Consider the following 18,954-nt stretch of genomic DNA (forward strand, 5'->3'; position numbering starts at 1 on the left):
GCGACCGCGCCGCAAAGTGGGTCAGCTGGGGATTTGTAGTGCCGGCCATAACTGGGCGGCCGTCGATTCGGCGTCGCGGTGCACGATGCCGCCGAGTCCGAGCAGTTCGGCCGCGGTGATGTTCTGCTCGAGATCGTCGACCATGACGGTCTGCTCGGGCGTGACGCCGAGCCGTTCGCAGCCGATGAGATAGGCCCGGCGGGACGGTTTGCGGGTGCCGATCTCCGCGGAGATGGTCACCGCGTCGAACATGGCTGGTAGGTCGAAGCCCGCATAGCAGTCGTCGCCGAGCGAATTCGACAGCAGACCAACGCGATAACCCGCCGCGCGGACACCGGCGACCAACTCGATCATTGCCGGGTCGGGAAGCAGCCGGGACTGGATGCGATCGATAAGGCCCTCATCGGCGATATCGACCCCATGCGCGCGCAGTCGCCGCGCGAACCCGATCTCGAATTCACGCTGGCCGATGCGCCCCTCCTCGTGATCCACCAGCAGCGCACTGCTTTCCGGATCGCGCGCGAGCAAACGCAGCGGCAGCCGCGGGTCGCCGATCTCCGCGCCGAACTCGGCGAAGGCGGCGAGCACGGCGGTGGTGAGGACTCCGCCGAAGTCGAACAGCACGGCGGTGCGCGCGCTCATGACAGCGACCTGCGGTAGCGCTGCATGCCCGCGATCCACCGGTCGTGATCGGACACCTTGCGTTGCAGGAATTCTCGGACTTCCTCATGTGGCAGCACGAGGAACCGTTCGGCCTCGATCGCCTCGATCACCCGATCGGCCACATCGAGTGGCGCCAGCACGGCCCCGGCTCCGGTGACGGCCCGGGTGGCCAGATCGCCGACGGATCCGCCGTCCGTGCCGAGTCCGGTGAGCAGGGCGGTATCGACACCCATCGGGCACAGGCAGCTGACCCGCACACCCAGATCCCCGTAGGTCACCGCCAGCCATTCGGCGAATCCGACGGCCGCGTGCTTGGACACGGTGTAGGTGGCCGAGCCGAGTTGAGTGAGCAGTCCCGCCGCCGATGCGGTGCTCACGAAGTATCCGCTGCCGCGCTCGAGCCACCCGGGGACCAGCAAGCGCGCTGCCCGCACGTGGGCCAGGGCGTTGACCTCCAGTGCTTGCTCCCACTGCGCGTCGGTCGCGTCGAGGCCGGGGCCGCCACCGACACCGGCGTTCGCGAAGAACATATCGACCGGGCCGAATTCTGTTGTGGCCGTCTCGATTAGCTTGCGGAGGTCGGACTCGGATGCGGCGTCACCGGCCTGTCCGGACACTTTGCCGGGAAATGCATCGGTCAATTGTCGGGTCGTCGCCGCGAGCCGGTCCGCGTCGCGGTCGGTGATCAGCACCCGGGCGCCGTGCTCGAGTAGGCGTTGCGCGATGGCCGCACCGATGCCGCCCGCGCCGCCGGTCACGATCGCGACCGCGTTCTGCACGCGCATCAGTTCGCCTCGGCATTCAGCCGTACCAGCAACTGCCCGCTGCCTTGATCCGGAACATCCGTGGTCACCATCCGGAAATAGGATGGTGTGGACTCGCCGGTGGGCCGGGCCACCAGATGCACCTCTCGGCTCTTCACGACAAGAAACCTCCATGTCCATGCGCGCTGACCGGGGCGTCCGCGTTCGAGCGCCGGTTGCCGGATGGCTCAGAGGGTAGTTGAAGTTGACGTCGGATTCAATATTGGGTCGCTGATACCACAGTCGGGGACGAACCTGCTTCTGGCCGCCGCCTGCCGCGAGTTCCGGGCTGAGGCGACGGCCACGACGGCAGCCTATCGGCCGGTAACCCCGAGGGTTGCCATCTCGGTTCCCGCGGCTTCGAACGCTTCCAATGCGTCATATACCTCGTCGAAGGCAACAGGAACCAGCGGCAGGCCACCCGATCGTGCGGGGCGGCCGAGCTGTTCGAGGAGCACGAAAGCCGCGGCATCGTCCGCCAGTGGCAGGTATCCCCGTTTGTTGTCGTCACGAATCGTGTCGATGATGCCATCCGGCGTGACGCCGTCCGGGATCGTCGTCCGCACGCCGAGGCTTGTCACGAGTTCGTCGTGGATGCTGACGTCGGTGTCCGTCAGCCACCCGCGCGCGAACGATATTCGCGCGGCAATCAACATGCCGAGTGCGATGGACTCCCCGTGTGAGAGCCCATCGGCATCGCGTTGCCGATGGTCCAGCAATTCGATGGCATGCCCGACTGTATGACCGTATTCGAGAACGAGGCCGTCCTTCCGTTCGTATGTGTCGTTCTTTGTTACCTGCCCCTTCGCGCTGATGCTGGCATCCAACAGCCACAGGAGCGACTCCGGTGCGGCGAGGTTCGCTGTGGCCAAGATTTCTTGTAGTTCGGAAATGATTGCGGGTTTGATGGCCAGACAATTCTTGGTCATCTCGCAGAGTCCGGAGCGGAGTTCCCGGGCAGATAGCGTGGTGAAAAGTTCGACGTCGGTCAGGACTGCGGTCGGCGTGTAGTAACTTCCCACATGATTCTTGCCGACCTGACTATTTATGGCCTGCTTGAGTGACAGCACCGAATCCATCGCGCTGACAGTTGTGGTCGGTATATGAACGAGACGAACCCCACGGAACAACAGACTGGCCATGAGCCCGGCCAGATTTCCCGGTACTCCACCACCGAATGAGACGACCACCGATCTCCGCGTGGCGCCATCTCGCAAGGCTTGCTCGATGTGCTCACCCAGGCAGGAAAGGGTCTTCATGGATTCGCCTGGCTCATGGCGGAGAACCGTCACGGGTGTCTCGGTTCCGAGGGCGCGCAGCAATGTCTGCCCGTGTAGCCCGAAGACATGGTCGTCGGTAACGACTACGAATCTGTCCGCGTCGAGCTTATCCAGGGTCTCGCCGATGGCGTCGAGACAGTTGCTGCCGAACAGATATGGAAACGAGGACTCGCCGATCCGTATGTGGCGCTGTTGCATGCGCGGATGCGATACGAGTTCTTGTGCGATCGAGACCATCGGTTCTACTCCTGCTAACTCTACGACGGACGGCAGCACGATAAGCGAGCGATAGCCGGTCCATAGTCCATGAATTTCGCGCGCAAATCGGCTCGATCGTCGTCGACCGAAAGCCCCGCCGGGAAACTCCTGTGATTTCAGGTCAGCGCGATGGTATAAGAGCGTCCGCCCCTCGGGCTAGATATTCCCAGGGTCAGGAATGGCGAATTCGGGTGCGACATCTCGATAATGCACGATACCCGCGCGATTATGTGAAAAGGGCCACAGATTGGTTTGGCCAGTGCGGCGGCGGGGTCGCCGCCAGGGTTGATCGCCGCCGTGTGTCGCCGGGATCAGTCCAGCTGCGGTGCGATCTCTGCGGCGACCAGGTCCAGGTGGTCCAGGTCCGAGAGATCCAAGTACTGCAGGTACAGACGGGTGATACCGGTCGCCTCGCGATATCGGCCGATCTTGTCGACGACTTCGGCGGGGGTGCCGACCAGCTCGTTGCGCCGCTTCAGATCGGTGAGCTCGCGGCCGATGGTATCGGCACGGCGGGCGACCTCGGCGTCGTCACGGCCCACACACACTGTGAGGGCGACCGAGCGGATGATCTCCTTCGGGTCGCGCCCCAACTTCCGGGCCGCCGCGTCCACTCGCTCGAATTGCGCCGCGGCCGTGGCGGAGTCGACGAAGGGTAGGTTGAATTCGTCGGCGAAGCGGGCCGCCAGCGCCGGGGTGCGCCTCTTGCCGACACCGCCGATGATGACCGGCGGGCGCGGGCGCTGCGTCGGTTTGGGTAGGGCTGGAGCGTCTTCGAGTCGATAGTGCTTGCCGTGAAAGCTGAATGTCGCACCCTCGGGCGTCTCCCACAGGCCGGTCACGATCTCCAATTGCTCGGCGTAGCGGTCGAAGCGCGTACCGAAATCGGGCAGTTCGATACCGTAGGCGATGTGCTCGGCGTCGTACCAGCCCGAGCCGAGGCCGACTTCGATACGGCCGCCGGACATTTGATCCACTTGCGCCACCGAGATGGCCAGCACGGATGGATGCCGAAAGGTGGCGGAGGTGACCAGGGTGCCGAGCCGGATCCGGGTCGTTTCCCGTGCCAAGCCGGCGAGCGTGATCCAAGCATCGGTAGATCCGGGGAGCCCGGACGCCATCCCCATCCTCAGGTAGTGGTCGGACCGGAAGAATGCGTCGAAACCGGCGTCCTCGGCCGCTGTCGCAGCGCGGAGCAGCCGACTGTAGTCGGCCCCCTGTTGGGGCTCGGTGAAGATCCGTAGGTCCAACCGTTCGGACGAAGCGCCGGTGCTCGTGTTCATGTTTCACATCCAGGTGTCGAGTATCTCGATGGCGCGGCCCGGCAGTTGCCCTCGTAGTGGGTCAGGTGTCGGTGCCGAGGTGACGACTTACCGAGTCCGCCAGCGACGCCCAGCTTTCCGCGTAGCACCTCGCAAGTTCGGCAACCGCGGATGCACAGTGTGGCGGCACACTGTCGGCCATCGATTGCCATTCCTCCGGCGCAGGATCGGCAATCGCCAATAACCGCAACAACTTTCGGCCTACCTCGGTGAAACGCAAGGACGGATCGGCGCGCAGACGGTGCGCCATCAGTGTGCGATCGGGCGAATGGGGACGTCTCGCTGACCCGGTGACGAGGCCAGCGGGCGACGCTTCCGGTGCCACCTCACCATCCCGCCGATATTGCGATGCGGCACCGAGCTGCACCCGCAGACGCCGTCGGACGTCCTTCGCGGTAGTCGGCGAGATACCTGCCGCCGACGCGATCTCTCGAGTCGATGCCGCCGGATCGGCTTCCAAGAATTCTCGGGCCCGTCGCCGGCGCGCGCTCGCATCCATCGGGTATGCCGTGCCGTCACGCCCGATCCGCCGGGTCGGGTGCGAATATTCCGCACCTGACCCGCGTCGCAGCGCGGCGATGGTCTTGTCGGACAATCCGGCCAGCTCGGCCAGCCGCCGGTTCGACCATTCGGGAAAATCCGCGAGCATCCGTCCGGCTGCGGCTTTGCGATCCGCAAGCGACAACGGGAGTCCGCGAGCGCTGTTGAGTTCGATCGCGAGCACGAACGCTTCCTGCGGCGCACCATCGAAGAAGACGACATCGATCGACACCGCCTTCCGTCGGCGGGCGACCACCAGACGGTGGACGCCGTCGATCACCTCCATCGTCGCGCGGTGCACCACGATCGGCGGCAATGGACCGGGCAGCTGCGCCAGCACGCCGAGGTGCCGGGAACTCACCCCACCGACCCGGATGGTCCCCGAAATACGAATTCGCTCGACACCGACTGCGACAACCTTTTCCGAAAGTCCCTTGCGCTGACTTTTCTCGACACCCATCTTCTGCTCCAGCACCTGTTCGAAGACTGTCGTATGCGCGGAAGATCAACTCCGGAGTTAATGCCGTAACGACCCGCCGGAGAAGCTGTGTGTATTATCCTTATGCCGGAAGATCCTCCAGTTTAATGTATCGTTACTCTGCCCCGGGCGATGGCATCTGTTCGACGACCTTCGATGCATGCAGTTCTGGAGCGTGTATCGCCCACCGCCCGACACTTGGCACGTTATGGCGGATGCACCCGCAGAACATCCGCCAGATCGAGCAGAAACATCCGCACCTTCGGCTGCGGACCGCAATCTCGGTACAGAATTGGGGAATCCAACCCCGTTCGAAGACGAGATTTGGTGGGAGTCGCTCCGAAACATCGGGTCAGCGGCTCTGTGACAGACACGGAAAGCCGTAGCTCTGTAATGTCCCTGTAACGAAATGTTCCTCGCAGAGAAACGATCACCCGCACGGACATCAACCGGCGCGGTGGTGCGCCCGCACAATGCGGATATTCCCGTTCCGATTGGCGGATGTTCCCTGCGAGCGGCTGTCCTAAATTCACCGTCAGCCGGAATCGGTACGGTCCGGCGCGACCGACAACGACACAGTATGAGAGAAGTCGGCATCGCGGACTCGGGCACATCCGCCCGCGGCAGGTTTCTGCCGGGATCGCCGCGCAGTGTGGAATAGGAATTACATGGAAGTTGTCGCGCGTGAGGCGATACCTGAAATCACATCCGTGGTCGTCGACGGCACGGTCCATGACATAGGCCTGCTCAAGGATTTCCATCGAAATCCCGCACTGCGAAAATTCGTTCCCGAATTCTCCCGGCTGTCACTGAGTTGGGTCCGGCTGCAGCCGGATGAGGAGCTGTCTGTGCACCAGCACCCGACCAAGAGCATGATCGTCGTCGCGGAAGGAACCGGCCGGACGCTGGGCGATATCACTGCCGAGATCCGCGCCGGGGATATCGTCGTGGTGCCTTCGGGCGCACGGCACGGATTCATCGGCACCCCGCCGACCGGGTTCTGGGCGTTGTCGATCCAATTCGAAGGCGCGGGCTTGTACGAGAATCCGGACGATCCGCGGGTGTCGTTCGCGGGTGACCGCCCGGATATCGCGGCCGTGCGCGCCGAGAACGATGCGCATTTGCGGACCTTCGAGAACAATGCACTGGTGCGACTGATCAGCGAGATCGGCGCGCACCCGCCGCAGGTGCGTGACCGCATGCTGGACCATCTGCAGGGCTGGTCGGACGCATTCCAACGGGTGATCGCTGCCCGAGTGGTCGGCGAGGGTGACGGCCCTGGGCGTGCGCTCGCGGACGAACATCTCGGTGAGGAGATCGGGCACAACCGACTGTTGGCGCGCATGCGTGACAACCGCCCGGCCAGCTGGGACCCGGTGATTGCCGCAATCTCCTCCTGGTTCCTCGACCGCATGACCTCGGGATCCAGTGTGGAGCGCTCGGTCCTGTCGCATCTGGTGCTCGAAGGCAGCGGGCTGGTCTTCCACGCCGCCGGGCTGCCGTCGTTCCCGGAGAGCCGGTACTTCCAGCTGCACGACGGTGCGGACGCCGAACACATGGACATGGGCTATCGGGCCTTGGCCGAGCAGCGGGACTGGACTCCCGACGAGGTCGGCGAGATGTTGCGAAAAGGATGGCAGATGATGGAGTTGCTGGGCGAACGGATCGCCGAGTGCGCACAGCGCGCGGCTCTGGTCGGCCATGCCTGATACCCGCTACGAATTGCGCAGCCGGTTCGAGGAGCGCGAACTCCGCGTGCTCGCGGCGGTATTCGGCCGGGATAAGGCGACCCTGTCCGAGCTGATGCACCCGGATGGCTTCGGATTCGACGCCACGATGGGCCTGGTGCGGCAACGGGATCTCATCGACGCCCTCGATGCGCTCGACCATGGCGCAGGTTTCATGGTCGACGAGCTTCGGGTCGTGCCGGCCGGTGGGAACGTCGCGGCATTGACCTATCGCCTGCGGCAATGGGGCGAATTCGACGGCAAACCGCTGCCGGGAGTCGTGTACTGCAGCAGCGTGTGGCGCCTCGAACAGGGTAGTTGGCAGGCGGTGTTTCATCACGAAACGCCACGGGCGCCTGGCGATAGCGAACAGGGCGAGTCGACATGACCCGCTCCCTCGTGTGCGGTCCGGCAGGATGGGTCAGCACAGAGCAGCCCTGCGCCGACACTCGACCGTGGCGGCAGGCGGCATGCCAGCTCTATGAGACGCCGAATCTCGTTGTCCCGCTGGGAGAGATCCTGCACTGGCGGGCCGTGGTCGACACACTGGGCATCGAATCGACGGCCGACCCCACGCTGCTCACCGGCGGCTATTTCTACCGCCCGCATACGTCTGCTCCCAGCGAGTCCGAACTCGACGCCGCCCGTCACGAGGGCGCCGCCGGTGGCGCCCGATGGCTGCTGTGCCCGGTGGTTCGCGACGAAGACGCCGGCCAGGTGCTGGCTCGGCACGACTTCGTCGACCTGCCGTGGTTCATCGAAGCGGAGTTCGTCGCCGCCGACGACATCGATCACGACCTGCGAAAACTACTGGGCGGGACACGTTTTCGGGAACTGCGCCGATTGGTCCGACGCGCGGACGAGCAGTTCGAGTGGGACGTGGTGACCGGTTCGGCGATCGACGAGGACATCCTGCTGGCCTTCGATCGGCTGCACCGGATGAATCTGGCAAAGTACGGGCACACCCGCAATCACTTCGCCCTACCGATCCTGCACAACCTCGCCAAATCTTCACTCGGCGAACGGATGTGCGTATTCCTGCACCGCCGCCGCGACGGTACACCTGTACAGGCCGTGCTCGCGCTTCACTATCCCGAGTCGAATACCGTGGAAGCCCTGGTCCAAGGCATCGATCATGCGGCACTGCCGGGGGCGCAGAACCTTTATGCCGCGGCGCTGTATCGGATTTATCACTGGGGTTCGGCGCACGGCGTCAACCGGTTCAACCTCGGCCGTGGTGCGCAGTTGACGAAGCTGAAGCTGGGCGCCAACCGCTTCCATGTGGTCAGCAACCACATCGGATCCGTTGCTGGAACACCGACAAGGGAATTCGACGCGGTGCGCGCGGCGGCGCAGGCCTCGATCGGTACGGCCGTCGCCATGCTGCGCGCCGCCGTCGATCGCCACGGCGTGCGCACCGTGCTGTTGGCGCAAGGAAGCGTCAGTGAGGCACGGGTATGAGTGGATTGACCACTGCGGGCCGGGTCGGCGCTGTCTGGATGGACGGGGCGCTGGTAGACCCCGCCGCGGCACATCTGCCAGTGCTGAGCTTCGGTCTGCACAATGCGGCCTGCGTCTTCGAGGGGATCCGGAGTTTCGGCGGCCGCCCCTTCGCGCTGTCGGCCCATGTGAACCGCCTGCGCACTTCGGCCGAGGCGATCGGGATCGCACTGCCCTGGGACTCGACGGCGATAGCGGACGCGATCGAAACCGCCGTCGCCGCTGCCGACTTCGCGGAGGCGTATATCCGGCCCGTGGTCTGGCGTGGGGACGAAGTGATCGGCATCGATCCGACCGGCACCACCGTGCATCTCGCCATCGCTGTGCTGGCATGGCCGAAGCAGGCGCTAGACGACGGAAAACCGCTGCGGCTCGGCCTGTCTCGGTGGACCCGGCCGACCCCTACCATGGCGCCGGTGCAGGCGAAGACCTCGGCGAATTACCTTGTCGGATCACTGGCGCTGGCCGAAGCCCGGGCCGGCGGATTCGACGACGCGCTGCTGCTCGATCATACGGGCGGGATCGCCGAAACCACGGGTTCCAACATCTTTCTCGTGCGCCGAGGTGAACTGGTAACGCCGCCGGCGCACACGTTCCTCAACGGAATCACCCGGCAAACCGTGCTCCGGCTGGCCGCACGCAGCGGCATCGTGACGCGCGAGATTCGGCTGACCCCGAACGATCTTGTGATCGCCGACGAGGTGTTCGTGACCGGAACCGCGGTCGGCGTACGTTCGGTCGGCTGGTTCCGCGACACCGCCTTTCGCGCCGACGGCATCCTCACCCGGATGCTGGCGAATGCCTACATCCAACTGGTCGGTACCGAGCAGGGGGAGGAGTCGCCATGTACGGCATCGGCATAGTCGGCACCGGGATATCCGCGCTGCATCTGGCCCTGCAGCTCCAGCAGCGCGGCATCTCGACCACGCTGTATGCCGACAAGAGCCCCGAACAGATCCGGGCGGGGCGCCTGCCCAACAACGTCTGCCGGTTCGGCCGGACCAGGGCCCGCGAGCAGACGCTCGGCGTCGATCATTGGAACTTTCCCGACTTCGGCATGAATTGCGCACATGTGCGCGTACACACCGATCCGCCGATCGCCTTCTGCGGGAACCTTTCCCACCAGGCCAGTTACGTCGACTTCCGCCTCTACCTGCCACGGCTGCTGGCCGATTATCAGGAACGCGGCGGCACGATCGTGCCGGTTCCGGACCCAGAGGTGGCGGTGTCCCGTTCCGCGTCCGAACATGACTCGACGGTGGTCGCCACCGGCCACCGGAGCGTGGATTCCCTGTTTCCACGTATCGCATCCCGCTCCGCCGAGCACCCCGCTCGGCTGATTCTCGCCGGGCTGTTCCACGGTGTGGCGCATACGGATCCGCTGGGTATGCATTTCGAGATCGTGCCCGGAGCCGGCGAGATCTTCCAGACACCGGTGCACTCCGTGGCCGGCCGGGTTGCCGGTATCACCTTCGAGGCCGTCTGCGACGGCCCGTGGGCGAACCGCCTGCGCGCGCGGTACTACGACGATCCGTCGGGGTGCGCGCGGGTGGTACTAGAGCTACTGCGCGAGGTCGATTCCGAGATTCTCGAACGCCTCGATACCCGCAGGTTCGCCCTCACTCGCCCGCTGGATCTGCTGCAAGGGGCGATCACACCGACGGTCCGCAGGCCCTGGACCCGATTGGGCACCCACCGCTTCGCGATCGCGGTCGGCGATGCCGCGGTACTCAATGATCCGGTCACCGGGCAGGGAGCAAACCTCGCCGTGGCCGCGGCGTGGGAACTCGGCCGGATGATCGACGCCGACACCGCATTCGACGAGCAGTTCTGTCATCGATGGGAACAGCGGCTCTGGGACCTTGCCCGTGATGTCACCGAATGGACGGGATCGGCGCTCGGTCCACCACCGGGCCATGTCATCGATGTGCTCCGGGCGGCCGCGGACAGCCAGGACCTCGCCGATGCGTTCCTCGACAACTTCGATGACCCGCCAGCGATGTGGGGTTCGCTGGCCACGGCGCAGCAGGCGGCCGCGTTCATCCGCCGAAAGGCGCCGGGCATCACCCAGCGCGCCGCGGATCTCATGATCGTCGAGCGGGAGCGGCGCCTGCTCGAGCTGCTCGGTCACGCGGATTCCGGCGATTTGCTCGCTCCGGACGCACTGCTGGTCACGGCGCAGGGATGCCACACCCTGGACACCTGGCCGGGTGACCAATCCGCAGCCGGCGCGCCAGCCAGCGTGACCGAGGCAACGGTTTTGCCACTGAACGACAGCACACAGCTGATCACCTATCGGCACCGCACGCTGTACTGCTCGACGCTGTGGCATCGCGAACACGACAACTGGGCGGCAGTAGTCCACCACCGCTCTCCTGCACCCGTGGAGGCCCCATGACCGTCCGTGCGCCCGAACTGACCGCATTCTTCCGGGGGCGCATCGTCGATCCGACCCACCCGGCCTACAACGACAGGCGACGGATATGGAAGGGGCTGAGTCGCTATCCCGCCCTCATCGCCGACTGCGCCGACGCCACCGATGTCCGCTGCGTCGTCGACTTCGCCGCCGGTGCGGGCATCCCGCTCGCGGTCGTGGGCGCCGGTCACGATGTGGCGGCCCGGTCGATGCCCGACAATGCGCTCGTCGCATCCACCGGGGCCATGTCGGGCATCAGCATCGACCCGGACCGCCGCCTCGCCCGGGTCGGGGCCGGAGTGCGCTGGGGCAGTCTCGTCTCCGCCGCGGCCCGCTATGGGCTGGCCACCACCGGCGCCTCGGTCGCGACCGTCGGCGTCGCCGGATTCGCCCTGCACGGCGGTCTCGGCTGGTTGATGCGCCGCTACGGGACAGCGTGCGACAACGTCCAGGCCGTGCAGATGGTGACTGCCGACGGACGACTCCGCACCGTCGACATCGACACCGAGCCCGATCTGTTCTGGGCGGTGCGCGGAGCCGGATCGAATTTCGGCGTGGTGACCGCGCTGACGTTGCGGCTGCATCCGGTCGACCGAGTAGTGGCCGGTGTCATGCTCTACCCGGCCACGAAGGCCCGCGCCGTCCTGCAGGCCTATCGCGAGATCACCGCCCGCGCCGGTGACGAACTGGTCACCCACTTCTACTACTCCGGTAACCCGGACGGCAGCCACAGCGTCGGAATCGGGTTGTGCCACAGTGGAGCCGCGGACGCAATGGCAAACATCCTGGCGCCGCTCGCGCCGCTCGGAATTCCACAGCACGACTCTGTGCGGGAGATGGGGACCGCGGAGTTGCAGGTGGTTCATGACAGCAGCACACCCCCCGGCGCTCGCTACCACCTGCGCGGACACTATCTGTCCGAGCTGAGCGACCATGTCGTCGACGTGATCGTCGAGCAGTGCCGCACGCTCAGCGCTCCGTTTACCCAGATCTTCCTGGAACACCTGGGCGGTGCCGTGGGGCGAGTACCCGAGCGCGACACCGCATTCGGCGGACGTACCGCTCGTTATTCGTTTCTCGTCGTCAACGGCTGGGATACCGCAGAGGACGATCTCGCGCAGGTGGCGTGGACCCGGGCGTTCGGTGCCGCCGTCGCACCACACGCGGCGCCGGGCGCCTATGTCAACTACCTCGACGACGATGAGGACCATCGCATTCCTGGTGCGTACGGTGCCGCATATCCGCGATTGCGGTCGCTGAAGCGAATCTACGATCCCGCCAACATGTTCCGCTTCAATCGCAATATCCCCCCGGAGGCCGGTCAATGAGGCTCGAGCAGAAAGTCGCCATCGTTACCGGGGCGTCCCGCGGCATCGGGGCGGCCACCGCGGTGGAATTGGCCGGACGCGGTGCCACCGTCATCGTGAATTATCAGTCCGAAAAATATCGGGATGAGGCCGAAACCGTCACCGCCGCCATCGAATCCAGCGGTGGATCCGCCTACCTCGTGCAGGCCGACCTACGGGATGCCGACCAGCGCCGACAGCTGATCGACACGGCGGCTGGGCACACCGGGCGACTGGACATCCTGGTGAACAACGCGGGAGTTTATCGACGCGGGCTGACCGAGGACATCGACGCCGACCATCTCGCCGAGCATTTCGAAACCAATGTCGAGGGCGGCATCCTCACCACCGTGGCCGCGGCCGAGCAGTTGAGCGCCGGCGGCCGAATCGTCTACGTCTCCTCCGGCCTGGCCCGCCGCATCGCGGCGACCAGCACCGCATACGCCGCCAGCAAGGCCGCCGTCGAAGCAGCGACCCGCTGCCAGGCCGCCGAATTCGGCCCGCGCGGTATAACCGTGAACGCCGTCGCCCCAGGCATCGTCGACACCGCGATGTTGGCCGACATCCTTACTACGCCGGAACGTGCGGCGCTGATCGCGGCGACAGCCCTCGGCCGCATCGGCCGGCCCCGTGACATCGCCAAGGTCATCGCCTTCCTCGCCTCCGACGATGCCGGATGGATCACTGGACAGGTGATCGACGTCGACGGCGGCCTGCAGTGAGCGGTGGTTCCACACGACCTGCACGAAACCGGGGCACCTACCTATCCGTCGCGTGTTCCGATGGTGCGCTGCAGCAGGATGAAGGCGAGTAGTAGGACGCCGATGAAGATCTTGGTCCACCAGGAACTCAGGGTGCCTTCGAAGCTGATGATGGTCTGGATTACGCCGAGGGTCAGTACACCGAGTACCGAGCCGAGGACGAATCCGGAGCCGCCGGTGAGCAGGGTGCCGCCGATGACGACCGCGGCGATGGCGTCGAGTTCCATGCCGACGGCGTGCAGGCTCCAGCCGGACAGGGTGTAGAGCGTGAACAGGATGCCCGCGAGTGCCGAGCAGAAGCCGCTGATCGCGTATACGGCGACCTTGGTCCTGGCCACCGGCAGACCCATCATGAGCGCCGACTGTTCGTTGCCGCCGATCGCATACGCGGTGCGACCCAGCCGGGTGTAGTGCAGAACGACGAAGGCCGCCGCGATGATCACCAGCGCGACCATCATGCCCACCGTCAGGAATACGTCCCCGCCGAGCCGGAATCGCCGCTGCGCCAGGTCGGTGTACACCGGGTCGGTGATCGTGATCGAATCCGTGCTGATCACATAGGCCAGCCCGCGCGCGAGGAACATACCGGCCAGCGTCACGATGAACGGCTGGATCTCGAAGTAGTGGATCACCGCGCCCATACCGGCGCCGAAGAGTGTGCCCCCGACCAGCATCAGCGGCATGACCAGCAACGGCGGCCACCCGTGCACGGTCACCAGCCAGGCCGAGACCACCGTGGACAAGGCCAGCACCGCCCCGACGGACAGGTCGATGCCGCCGGTGAGAATCACGAAGGTCGTACCGACGGCGAGGACGAGCAGAAAGGCGTTGTCTATGAACAGGTTCACGAAAACCTGCGGATAGCCGAATGCCGGATAGCGGATCACGCCGACGCCGTAGATGACGGCGAACAATGCCGCCGTGGCCAGCACTGGGACATACCGGCTGCGGTGTCCGCGAATCGTTGCCCGGCGCAATACAGGGGCCTTGGCCGCGGCCGCGGTCAGCGCGTTCATATGGTCGCTCCCGTCGGTGTCGATGGAGTGCCGACCGGTTGGCGGCGACGGCGGAAAACCTTGGCGCGAAACGCCGGTGACTGGATCAGGCACACCGCGATAACCACGACCGCCTTGGAAACCAACGTCGTCTCCGGAGGTACCCCGACGGTGTAGATGGTGGTGGTGAGCGTCTGGATGACCAGCGCGCCGAGAACGGTGCCGCCGAGTTGAAATCGCCCACCGGTCAACGCGGTACCACCGATGACGACCGCGAGAATCGCATCGAGTTCGATCCACAGACCGGCGTTATTGCCGTCGGCCGCAGAGACATTCGAACTGATCATCAGGCCCGCGATGGCCGCACAGCATGCGCAGACCGCGTATACGGCGACGATCAGACCACCGGCCCGGATGCCGACCAGACGCGCCGCCTCGGCATTGCCGCCCACCGATTCCAGCAGCAGCCCGAGCGCACTGCGCCGCAACAAAACCGCGAGGCCGGTGAACACCGCGGCCGCGACCAGGACGGGCACCGGCAGGCCGAGCAGATAGCCGCCACCGATCACCTTGTACGGCGGACTGTTGATCGTGATGATCTGGCCCGACGTAATCAGCTGTGCGACACCACGTCCGGCGACCATCAGGATCAATGTCGCCACGATCGGCTGAATCCCGAAGCGCGCCACCAACACTCCGTTCCACAGTCCGAGCACGACCGCCACGCCGAGCGCGATCAGTACGGCGACGGCGACGCCACCGGCATCGGCCTGATTCGGCATATTGCTGATGTGCAGACAGGCAAGCGCGCCCGCGATCGCCACGACCGTGCCGACCGAAAGGTCGATGCCACGGGTCGCGATGACCAGCGTCATGCCGAGCGAGATCAGCACCAATGGTGCGCCGTAGCGCAGGATATCGATCAGGCTGCCGTAGAGGTGTCCGTCCTGGATGCGGATCGAGAGGAAGCCGGGCGTGAACGCCACGTTGACGATCAGCAATGCGATGAGCGCCGCCGCGGGCCAGAACAGGTGGTTTCGAAAAAGCGTCATGAAACTGCTCCGCTCGCAATGGTTTCGGTGAGCCGATCCATGGTCAGGGTGGCATCGTTGACCAGTTCGGCGACCAGCCGCCGATCGCGCAGGATCGCCACCTTGTGACTCAGCCGCAGCACCTCCTCGAGTTCGGCGGAGATGAACAGCACCGACATGCCCTCCTCGGACAGCGAGACCACCAGCCGCTGGATCTCCGCCTTGGCGCCGATATCGATGCCGCGCGTCGGTTCGTCGAGGATCAGCAGTTTCGGCCGGGTGGCCAACCAGCGGGCCAGCAGCACCTTCTGCTGGTTGCCGCCGCTGAGGAATTTCACCGGCGTATCCGGATCGGCCGGGACGATCCGCAGCGAGGTGATGTATCCGGCGACGAGTTCGTCACGCTTGCGCGCAGACAACGGCCGGGCCCAACCGCGCGCGGCCTGGACCGCGAGCACGATATTGTCGCGCACCGACAGGTCGAGGATCAGGCCCTGAGATTTGCGATCTTCGGGGCAGAAGGCGATCCGATGGTCGATCGCGGTGCGCGGCGAGCGCAGCGCCGTCGGTGTGCCCGCAACGCGGAGATTCCCGGTGGACGCGCGGTCGGCACCGAACAGCAGTCGCGCCACCTCGGTGCGGCCGGAGCCGAGTAACCCGGCCAACCCGACCACCTCGCCATCGCGGACAGTGAGATCGAACGGCGCGACGGAATTACGGCGGCCTCCGATCCCCGTCGCCTGCAACAACGGATCGTGACGCGCGACCACCGCGGGATCCGGCTTCTCGTGCTCGATCTCGTCGAGCGTGCTCAACGCCGTGCCGAGCATGTGCGCGATGAGATCCTTCTGGGTCAGTTGTGCTACCGGATATTCGCCGACCAGGGTGCCGTTGCGCAGCACTGTGGCCCGGTCGCAGATCTCGAAGATCTGATCGAGGAAGTGGGTGACGAACCCGATTGCCACACCTTCGGCGGCGAGTCGGCGCATCACCGCGAACAGTTGCTCGACCTCACCGGTGTCCAGCGATGAGGTCGGCTCATCCAGGATGAGAACCTTCGCATCCAGGTCGACAGCTCGGGCGATGGCGATAAGCTGTTGCACCGCAAGCGAATACGAGCCGAGCGGGGCAGCCACATCGATGTTCAGATGCAGTCTGTCCAGCAGCCGGGCGGCATCGCGACGCATCGCGGCGAATCGGACAAGACCGGCGCGCCGCGGTTCCCGTCCGATGTAGATGTTCTCCGCGGCCGACAGATTCGGGCACAGATTCACCTCCTGATAGACGGTGCTCACCCCGGCCCGCAGCGCCTGCTGCGGGCCGGTGAAACGCACTGGGCGACCGTCGAGTTCGATGGTTCCAGCATCGGCGTCGTGAATTCCGGTGAGCACCTTGATGAGGGTGGATTTGCCCGCACCGTTCTCACCGACCAATGCGTGTATCTCACCGGGGAGCAGCCGCAGGTCCACCTCGGACAGTGCGGTGACCCCGGCGAAACGCTTGACAATGCCCGACATCCGAAGTGCGGGTGTGACAGTCGGTTCCGACATGCACTGCTCCGGCTCAGTACGTCCGGGTGGGCAGCGCCGCGGCGGCCTGGTCCTGGGTGTAGACGCCTTCGTCGGTGACGATCCGCTTGGGCGTCGGGTGACCCGCGACGACCTCCTTGGTGATCTCCATCAGCTTCGGGCCGAGCAGCGGATTGCATTCGACGACCACATTGATCTTGCCGTCGGCCATGGCCTGGAAGGCATCTCGCGTCCCATCGATCGAGATGATCTTGATGTCCTTACCCGGCTTCAGTCCCGCTTCCTCGATGGCCTGGATCGCACCGAGGGCCATATCGTCGTTGTGCGCGTACAACACGTTGATATCCCGGTGCGCGGCCAGGAATGCCTGCATGACCTCTTTACCCTTGGCGCGAGTGAATTCCGCGGTCTGCGATGCGATGATCTTGAACTTCGGGTCGGCGCCGATGACCTCCTGGAAGCCCTTCTTCCGATCGGTCGCGGGCGCGGATCCGGTGGTGCCCTGCAACTCCGCGATATTCACGGTGTCATTCGAGTTCTTGGTCGCGTCGACGAGCCAATTCGCCGCCCTGCGACCTTCTTCGACGAAATCCGAGCCGAGGAAGGTCACATACAGCGAGGTATCGGCCGAGTCGACCGCCCGGTCGGTGAGGATCACCGGAATCTTGGCGTCCTTGGCCTCCTTCAGGACGGTGTCCCATCCTGATGCGACGACGGGGGAGAATGCGATGACATCCACGCGTTGCTGGATGAAGGTGCGGATCGCCTTGATCTGGTTTTCCTGTTTCTGTTGGGCGTCAGCGAATTTCAGCTGGATGCCGGCCGCGGCCGCGGCGTCCTGGATCGATTTCGTATTCGCGGTGCGCCAACCGCTTTCGGCGCCAACCTGGGAGAACCCGAGTACGGTCTGGTCGCTTCCCGAGCTGCCGCAGCCGACGGCCGTGGCTGCGGTGAAAACAAGTGCGCTGGCGGTGATCAGAAGCCTCTTCAACACGATCAGGCTCTCCCTCGAATTGTGAAACGCGTTGCACCGAGGTGCGGTAGTCCTGTTAGTGTTAGCGCTCACATTCTTCTAGTCAAGAGCTCTGACGGCCGTAATCTGATGGCGACGACCGGATATCGGTTGCCGAGGTCGGTGCGGTGGTTCGGGTCGTGGTGCGGCCACCGGCTGTGTGAGCGTTAACCTGGGGGAACCGGGACGACTATTCGACGCGACGCTTGGAAGGTGGGATGTGAGGGACAGGGACGGATTTGCCGCCGGGGACATCTCAACGGCGGTTCGGCCGACGGGTGCGCGCCCGGCGGTCATGACCGATGTCGCCAAACTCGCCGGAGTCTCCCACCAGACCGTGTCGCGGGTGCTCAACGGCAGCGCGAACGTGCGGCCGGAGACCCGTGAGCGAGTGCTGCGCGCCGTCGAGCAACTCGGCTACCGCCCCAACGCCATGGCCAGGGGCCTGGTCAGCAGGCGCTCGAATATGCTCGGCGTGGTCAGTTTCGACACCATTCTGTACGGCCCGGCGTGCACCCTGCTCGGCATCGAACGTGCCGCTCGCACAGCGGGTTACGGTGTCAGCATCTTCGCGCTGGAGACGGTGGACCGCTCCAGTGTGTTGGCTGCCGCGAACAGTCTGGCCGATCAGGGCGTGGACGGGATCATCGTCATCGCCCCGCAGATGGCGGCCGCCGCGGCACTGCACAATCTGCCTGAACGCCTGCTGGCCGTCGCGGTAGAGACCGGACAGGACAGCGGCTTGCCATCGGTTTCGGTGGATCAGGTCGAGGGTGCCCGGCTGGCCGTCCAGCATCTGCTCGACCTGGGACATCGCACGGTATGGCAGGTCGCCGGTCCCAGTGACTGGCTGGAGGCGCGCGACCGCATCGAGGGCTGGCGAAGCACGCTGGAGGCCGCAGGTGCGCCGATTCCTCCGGTGATCGGCGGGGATTGGAGTGCCCGCTCCGGCTACGAAGCGGGACTGCTGCTCGCCGCACAGCCCGATGTGACCGCGGTCTTCGCGGCCAATGACCAGATGGCGCTGGGCCTGCTGCGCGCCTTCACCGAACGCGGCATCCGGGTACCCGCCGACATCTCGGTGGTCGGTTTCGACGATATTCCGGAAGCCGCCTACCTATCGCCGCCGCTGACGACCATCCGACAGGACTTCGACGAGGTGGGCCGCCGCAGCATGCAGATGTTGTTGCGCCTGTTGGAATTCGACGGCACCGCCGCCGAACCGGCATCGCCGTCGGTGGTGCCGACGCTGGTCACGCGCGACAGCACGGCGGCACCGGCCCAGCGGTGAGT

Annotated in this window: 18 protein-coding genes; 8 read left to right on the forward strand and 10 right to left on the reverse strand. The window is 65.3% G+C overall.

What is annotated here, in order from left to right:
• Positions 1-21: 21 nt before the first annotated feature.
• The 6 genes from ACIBI6_RS29920 to ACIBI6_RS29945 form a co-directional block, all read right to left on the reverse strand.
• Positions 22-642, reverse strand: a complete 621-nt coding sequence (locus ACIBI6_RS29920; protein ID WP_364345543.1) for an HAD family phosphatase — start codon at positions 640-642, stop codon at positions 22-24.
• Positions 639-1,448, reverse strand: coding sequence for an SDR family oxidoreductase (locus ACIBI6_RS29925; RefSeq protein WP_364345541.1), 810 nt, complete (start codon positions 1,446-1,448; stop codon positions 639-641). Before ACIBI6_RS29925 ends, ACIBI6_RS29920 begins: the two co-directional genes overlap by 4 nt.
• Entirely contained in the window at positions 1,448-1,585 is a 138-nt protein-coding gene (locus tag ACIBI6_RS29930) for a hypothetical protein (protein ID WP_364345539.1), read from the reverse strand. Before ACIBI6_RS29930 ends, ACIBI6_RS29925 begins: the two co-directional genes overlap by 1 nt.
• Positions 1,586-1,780: 195 nt before the next feature.
• On the reverse strand, positions 1,781-2,983 hold the full coding sequence (locus ACIBI6_RS29935; RefSeq protein ID WP_396958577.1) for a 2-deoxy-scyllo-inosose synthase: 1,203 nt from the start codon (positions 2,981-2,983) through the stop codon (positions 1,781-1,783).
• A gap of 332 nt (positions 2,984-3,315) precedes the next feature.
• On the reverse strand, positions 3,316-4,254 hold the full coding sequence (locus ACIBI6_RS29940) for an LLM class F420-dependent oxidoreductase (protein WP_364345719.1): 939 nt from the start codon (positions 4,252-4,254) through the stop codon (positions 3,316-3,318).
• A 94-nt stretch (positions 4,255-4,348) separates the two neighbouring features.
• The gene (locus ACIBI6_RS29945; RefSeq protein ID WP_396958578.1) at positions 4,349-5,326 is read right to left on the reverse strand and encodes a transcriptional regulator; all 978 of its coding nucleotides are present in this window, start codon (positions 5,324-5,326) and stop codon (positions 4,349-4,351) included.
• A 686-nt stretch (positions 5,327-6,012) separates the two neighbouring features.
• On the opposite strand from ACIBI6_RS29945, the gene ACIBI6_RS29950 reads away from it, so the two are divergent.
• The 7 genes from ACIBI6_RS29950 to ACIBI6_RS29980 are packed head-to-tail and all read left to right on the forward strand — an operon-like array spanning position 6,013 to position 13,055.
• Positions 6,013-7,053, forward strand: a complete 1,041-nt coding sequence (locus ACIBI6_RS29950) for a cupin domain-containing protein (RefSeq protein WP_364345535.1) — start codon at positions 6,013-6,015, stop codon at positions 7,051-7,053.
• On the forward strand, positions 7,046-7,459 hold the full coding sequence (locus ACIBI6_RS29955) for a nuclear transport factor 2 family protein (protein WP_364345533.1): 414 nt from the start codon (positions 7,046-7,048) through the stop codon (positions 7,457-7,459). Before ACIBI6_RS29950 ends, ACIBI6_RS29955 begins: the two co-directional genes overlap by 8 nt.
• The gene (locus ACIBI6_RS29960; protein ID WP_396958579.1) at positions 7,456-8,532 is read left to right on the forward strand and encodes a GNAT family N-acetyltransferase; all 1,077 of its coding nucleotides are present in this window, start codon (positions 7,456-7,458) and stop codon (positions 8,530-8,532) included. The genes ACIBI6_RS29955 and ACIBI6_RS29960 overlap by 4 nt, the downstream gene beginning before the upstream one ends.
• Positions 8,529-9,434 carry an aminotransferase class IV gene (locus ACIBI6_RS29965; protein ID WP_396958580.1) on the forward strand — a complete coding sequence of 302 codons (906 nt, stop codon included), beginning with the start codon at positions 8,529-8,531 and terminating at the stop codon, positions 9,432-9,434. Before ACIBI6_RS29960 ends, ACIBI6_RS29965 begins: the two co-directional genes overlap by 4 nt.
• A complete protein-coding gene (locus ACIBI6_RS29970; protein ID WP_396958581.1) occupies positions 9,416-10,969 on the forward strand; it encodes a styrene monooxygenase/indole monooxygenase family protein in 1,554 nt (517 codons plus the stop codon). Before ACIBI6_RS29965 ends, ACIBI6_RS29970 begins: the two co-directional genes overlap by 19 nt.
• Entirely contained in the window at positions 10,966-12,315 is a 1,350-nt protein-coding gene (locus ACIBI6_RS29975; protein WP_396958582.1) for an FAD-binding oxidoreductase, read from the forward strand. Before ACIBI6_RS29970 ends, ACIBI6_RS29975 begins: the two co-directional genes overlap by 4 nt.
• Positions 12,312-13,055 carry an SDR family NAD(P)-dependent oxidoreductase gene (locus ACIBI6_RS29980; RefSeq protein ID WP_396958583.1) on the forward strand — a complete coding sequence of 248 codons (744 nt, stop codon included), beginning with the start codon at positions 12,312-12,314 and terminating at the stop codon, positions 13,053-13,055. Before ACIBI6_RS29975 ends, ACIBI6_RS29980 begins: the two co-directional genes overlap by 4 nt.
• A gap of 41 nt (positions 13,056-13,096) precedes the next feature.
• Here the strand turns inward: ACIBI6_RS29980 and yjfF are convergent, their stop codons facing one another.
• The 4 genes from yjfF to ACIBI6_RS30000 are packed head-to-tail and all read right to left on the reverse strand — an operon-like array spanning position 13,097 to position 17,643.
• On the reverse strand, positions 13,097-14,110 hold the full coding sequence (gene yjfF, locus ACIBI6_RS29985) for a galactofuranose ABC transporter, permease protein YjfF (protein ID WP_396958584.1): 1,014 nt from the start codon (positions 14,108-14,110) through the stop codon (positions 13,097-13,099).
• Entirely contained in the window at positions 14,107-15,141 is a 1,035-nt protein-coding gene (locus tag ACIBI6_RS29990; protein WP_364345518.1) for an ABC transporter permease, read from the reverse strand. Before ACIBI6_RS29990 ends, yjfF begins: the two co-directional genes overlap by 4 nt.
• Complete coding sequence (locus tag ACIBI6_RS29995) at positions 15,138-16,670, reverse strand: sugar ABC transporter ATP-binding protein (RefSeq protein ID WP_396958585.1); 1,533 nt, start codon at positions 16,668-16,670, stop codon at positions 15,138-15,140. The genes ACIBI6_RS29990 and ACIBI6_RS29995 overlap by 4 nt, the downstream gene beginning before the upstream one ends.
• Positions 16,671-16,683: 13 nt before the next feature.
• Positions 16,684-17,643 (reverse strand): ABC transporter substrate-binding protein, encoded by a 960-nt coding sequence (locus ACIBI6_RS30000; RefSeq protein WP_364345514.1) that lies wholly within the window; start codon positions 17,641-17,643, stop codon positions 16,684-16,686.
• Positions 17,644-17,881: 238 nt separating this feature from the next.
• Here ACIBI6_RS30000 and ACIBI6_RS30005 point away from each other — a divergent pair, with 238 nt between their 5' ends.
• Positions 17,882-18,952: a LacI family DNA-binding transcriptional regulator gene (locus ACIBI6_RS30005; protein ID WP_364345512.1), complete on the forward strand. Its 1,071-nt coding sequence runs from the start codon at positions 17,882-17,884 to the stop codon at positions 18,950-18,952.
• Positions 18,953-18,954 lie beyond the last annotated feature (2 nt).

Source organism: Nocardia sp. NPDC050412 (assembly GCF_044458825.1).
GTDB lineage: Bacteria > Actinomycetota > Actinomycetes > Mycobacteriales > Mycobacteriaceae > Nocardia.

Excerpts from the sequence above, each read along its gene's own strand:
- ACIBI6_RS29990 (WP_364345518.1), bottom strand. The coding sequence starts at position 15,141 with ATGACGCTTTTTCGAAACCACCTGTTCTGGCCCGCGGCGGCGCTCATC.
- ACIBI6_RS29945 (WP_396958578.1), bottom strand. The coding sequence starts at position 5,326 with ATGGGTGTCGAGAAAAGTCAGCGCAAGGGACTTTCGGAAAAGGTTGTC.
- ACIBI6_RS29935 (WP_396958577.1), bottom strand. The coding sequence starts at position 2,983 with ATGGTCTCGATCGCACAAGAACTCGTATCGCATCCGCGCATGCAACAG.
- ACIBI6_RS29925 (WP_364345541.1), bottom strand. The coding sequence starts at position 1,448 with ATGCGCGTGCAGAACGCGGTCGCGATCGTGACCGGCGGCGCGGGCGGC.
- ACIBI6_RS29965 (WP_396958580.1), top strand. The coding sequence starts at position 8,529 with ATGAGTGGATTGACCACTGCGGGCCGGGTCGGCGCTGTCTGGATGGAC.
- ACIBI6_RS29980 (WP_396958583.1), top strand. The coding sequence starts at position 12,312 with ATGAGGCTCGAGCAGAAAGTCGCCATCGTTACCGGGGCGTCCCGCGGC.
- ACIBI6_RS29920 (WP_364345543.1), bottom strand. The coding sequence starts at position 642 with ATGAGCGCGCGCACCGCCGTGCTGTTCGACTTCGGCGGAGTCCTCACC.
- ACIBI6_RS29955 (WP_364345533.1), top strand. The coding sequence starts at position 7,046 with ATGCCTGATACCCGCTACGAATTGCGCAGCCGGTTCGAGGAGCGCGAA.
- ACIBI6_RS29995 (WP_396958585.1), bottom strand. The coding sequence starts at position 16,670 with ATGTCGGAACCGACTGTCACACCCGCACTTCGGATGTCGGGCATTGTC.
- ACIBI6_RS29950 (WP_364345535.1), top strand. The coding sequence starts at position 6,013 with ATGGAAGTTGTCGCGCGTGAGGCGATACCTGAAATCACATCCGTGGTC.
- yjfF (WP_396958584.1), bottom strand. The coding sequence starts at position 14,110 with ATGAACGCGCTGACCGCGGCCGCGGCCAAGGCCCCTGTATTGCGCCGG.
- ACIBI6_RS29975 (WP_396958582.1), top strand. The coding sequence starts at position 10,966 with ATGACCGTCCGTGCGCCCGAACTGACCGCATTCTTCCGGGGGCGCATC.
- ACIBI6_RS29960 (WP_396958579.1), top strand. The coding sequence starts at position 7,456 with ATGACCCGCTCCCTCGTGTGCGGTCCGGCAGGATGGGTCAGCACAGAG.
- ACIBI6_RS29970 (WP_396958581.1), top strand. The coding sequence starts at position 9,416 with ATGTACGGCATCGGCATAGTCGGCACCGGGATATCCGCGCTGCATCTG.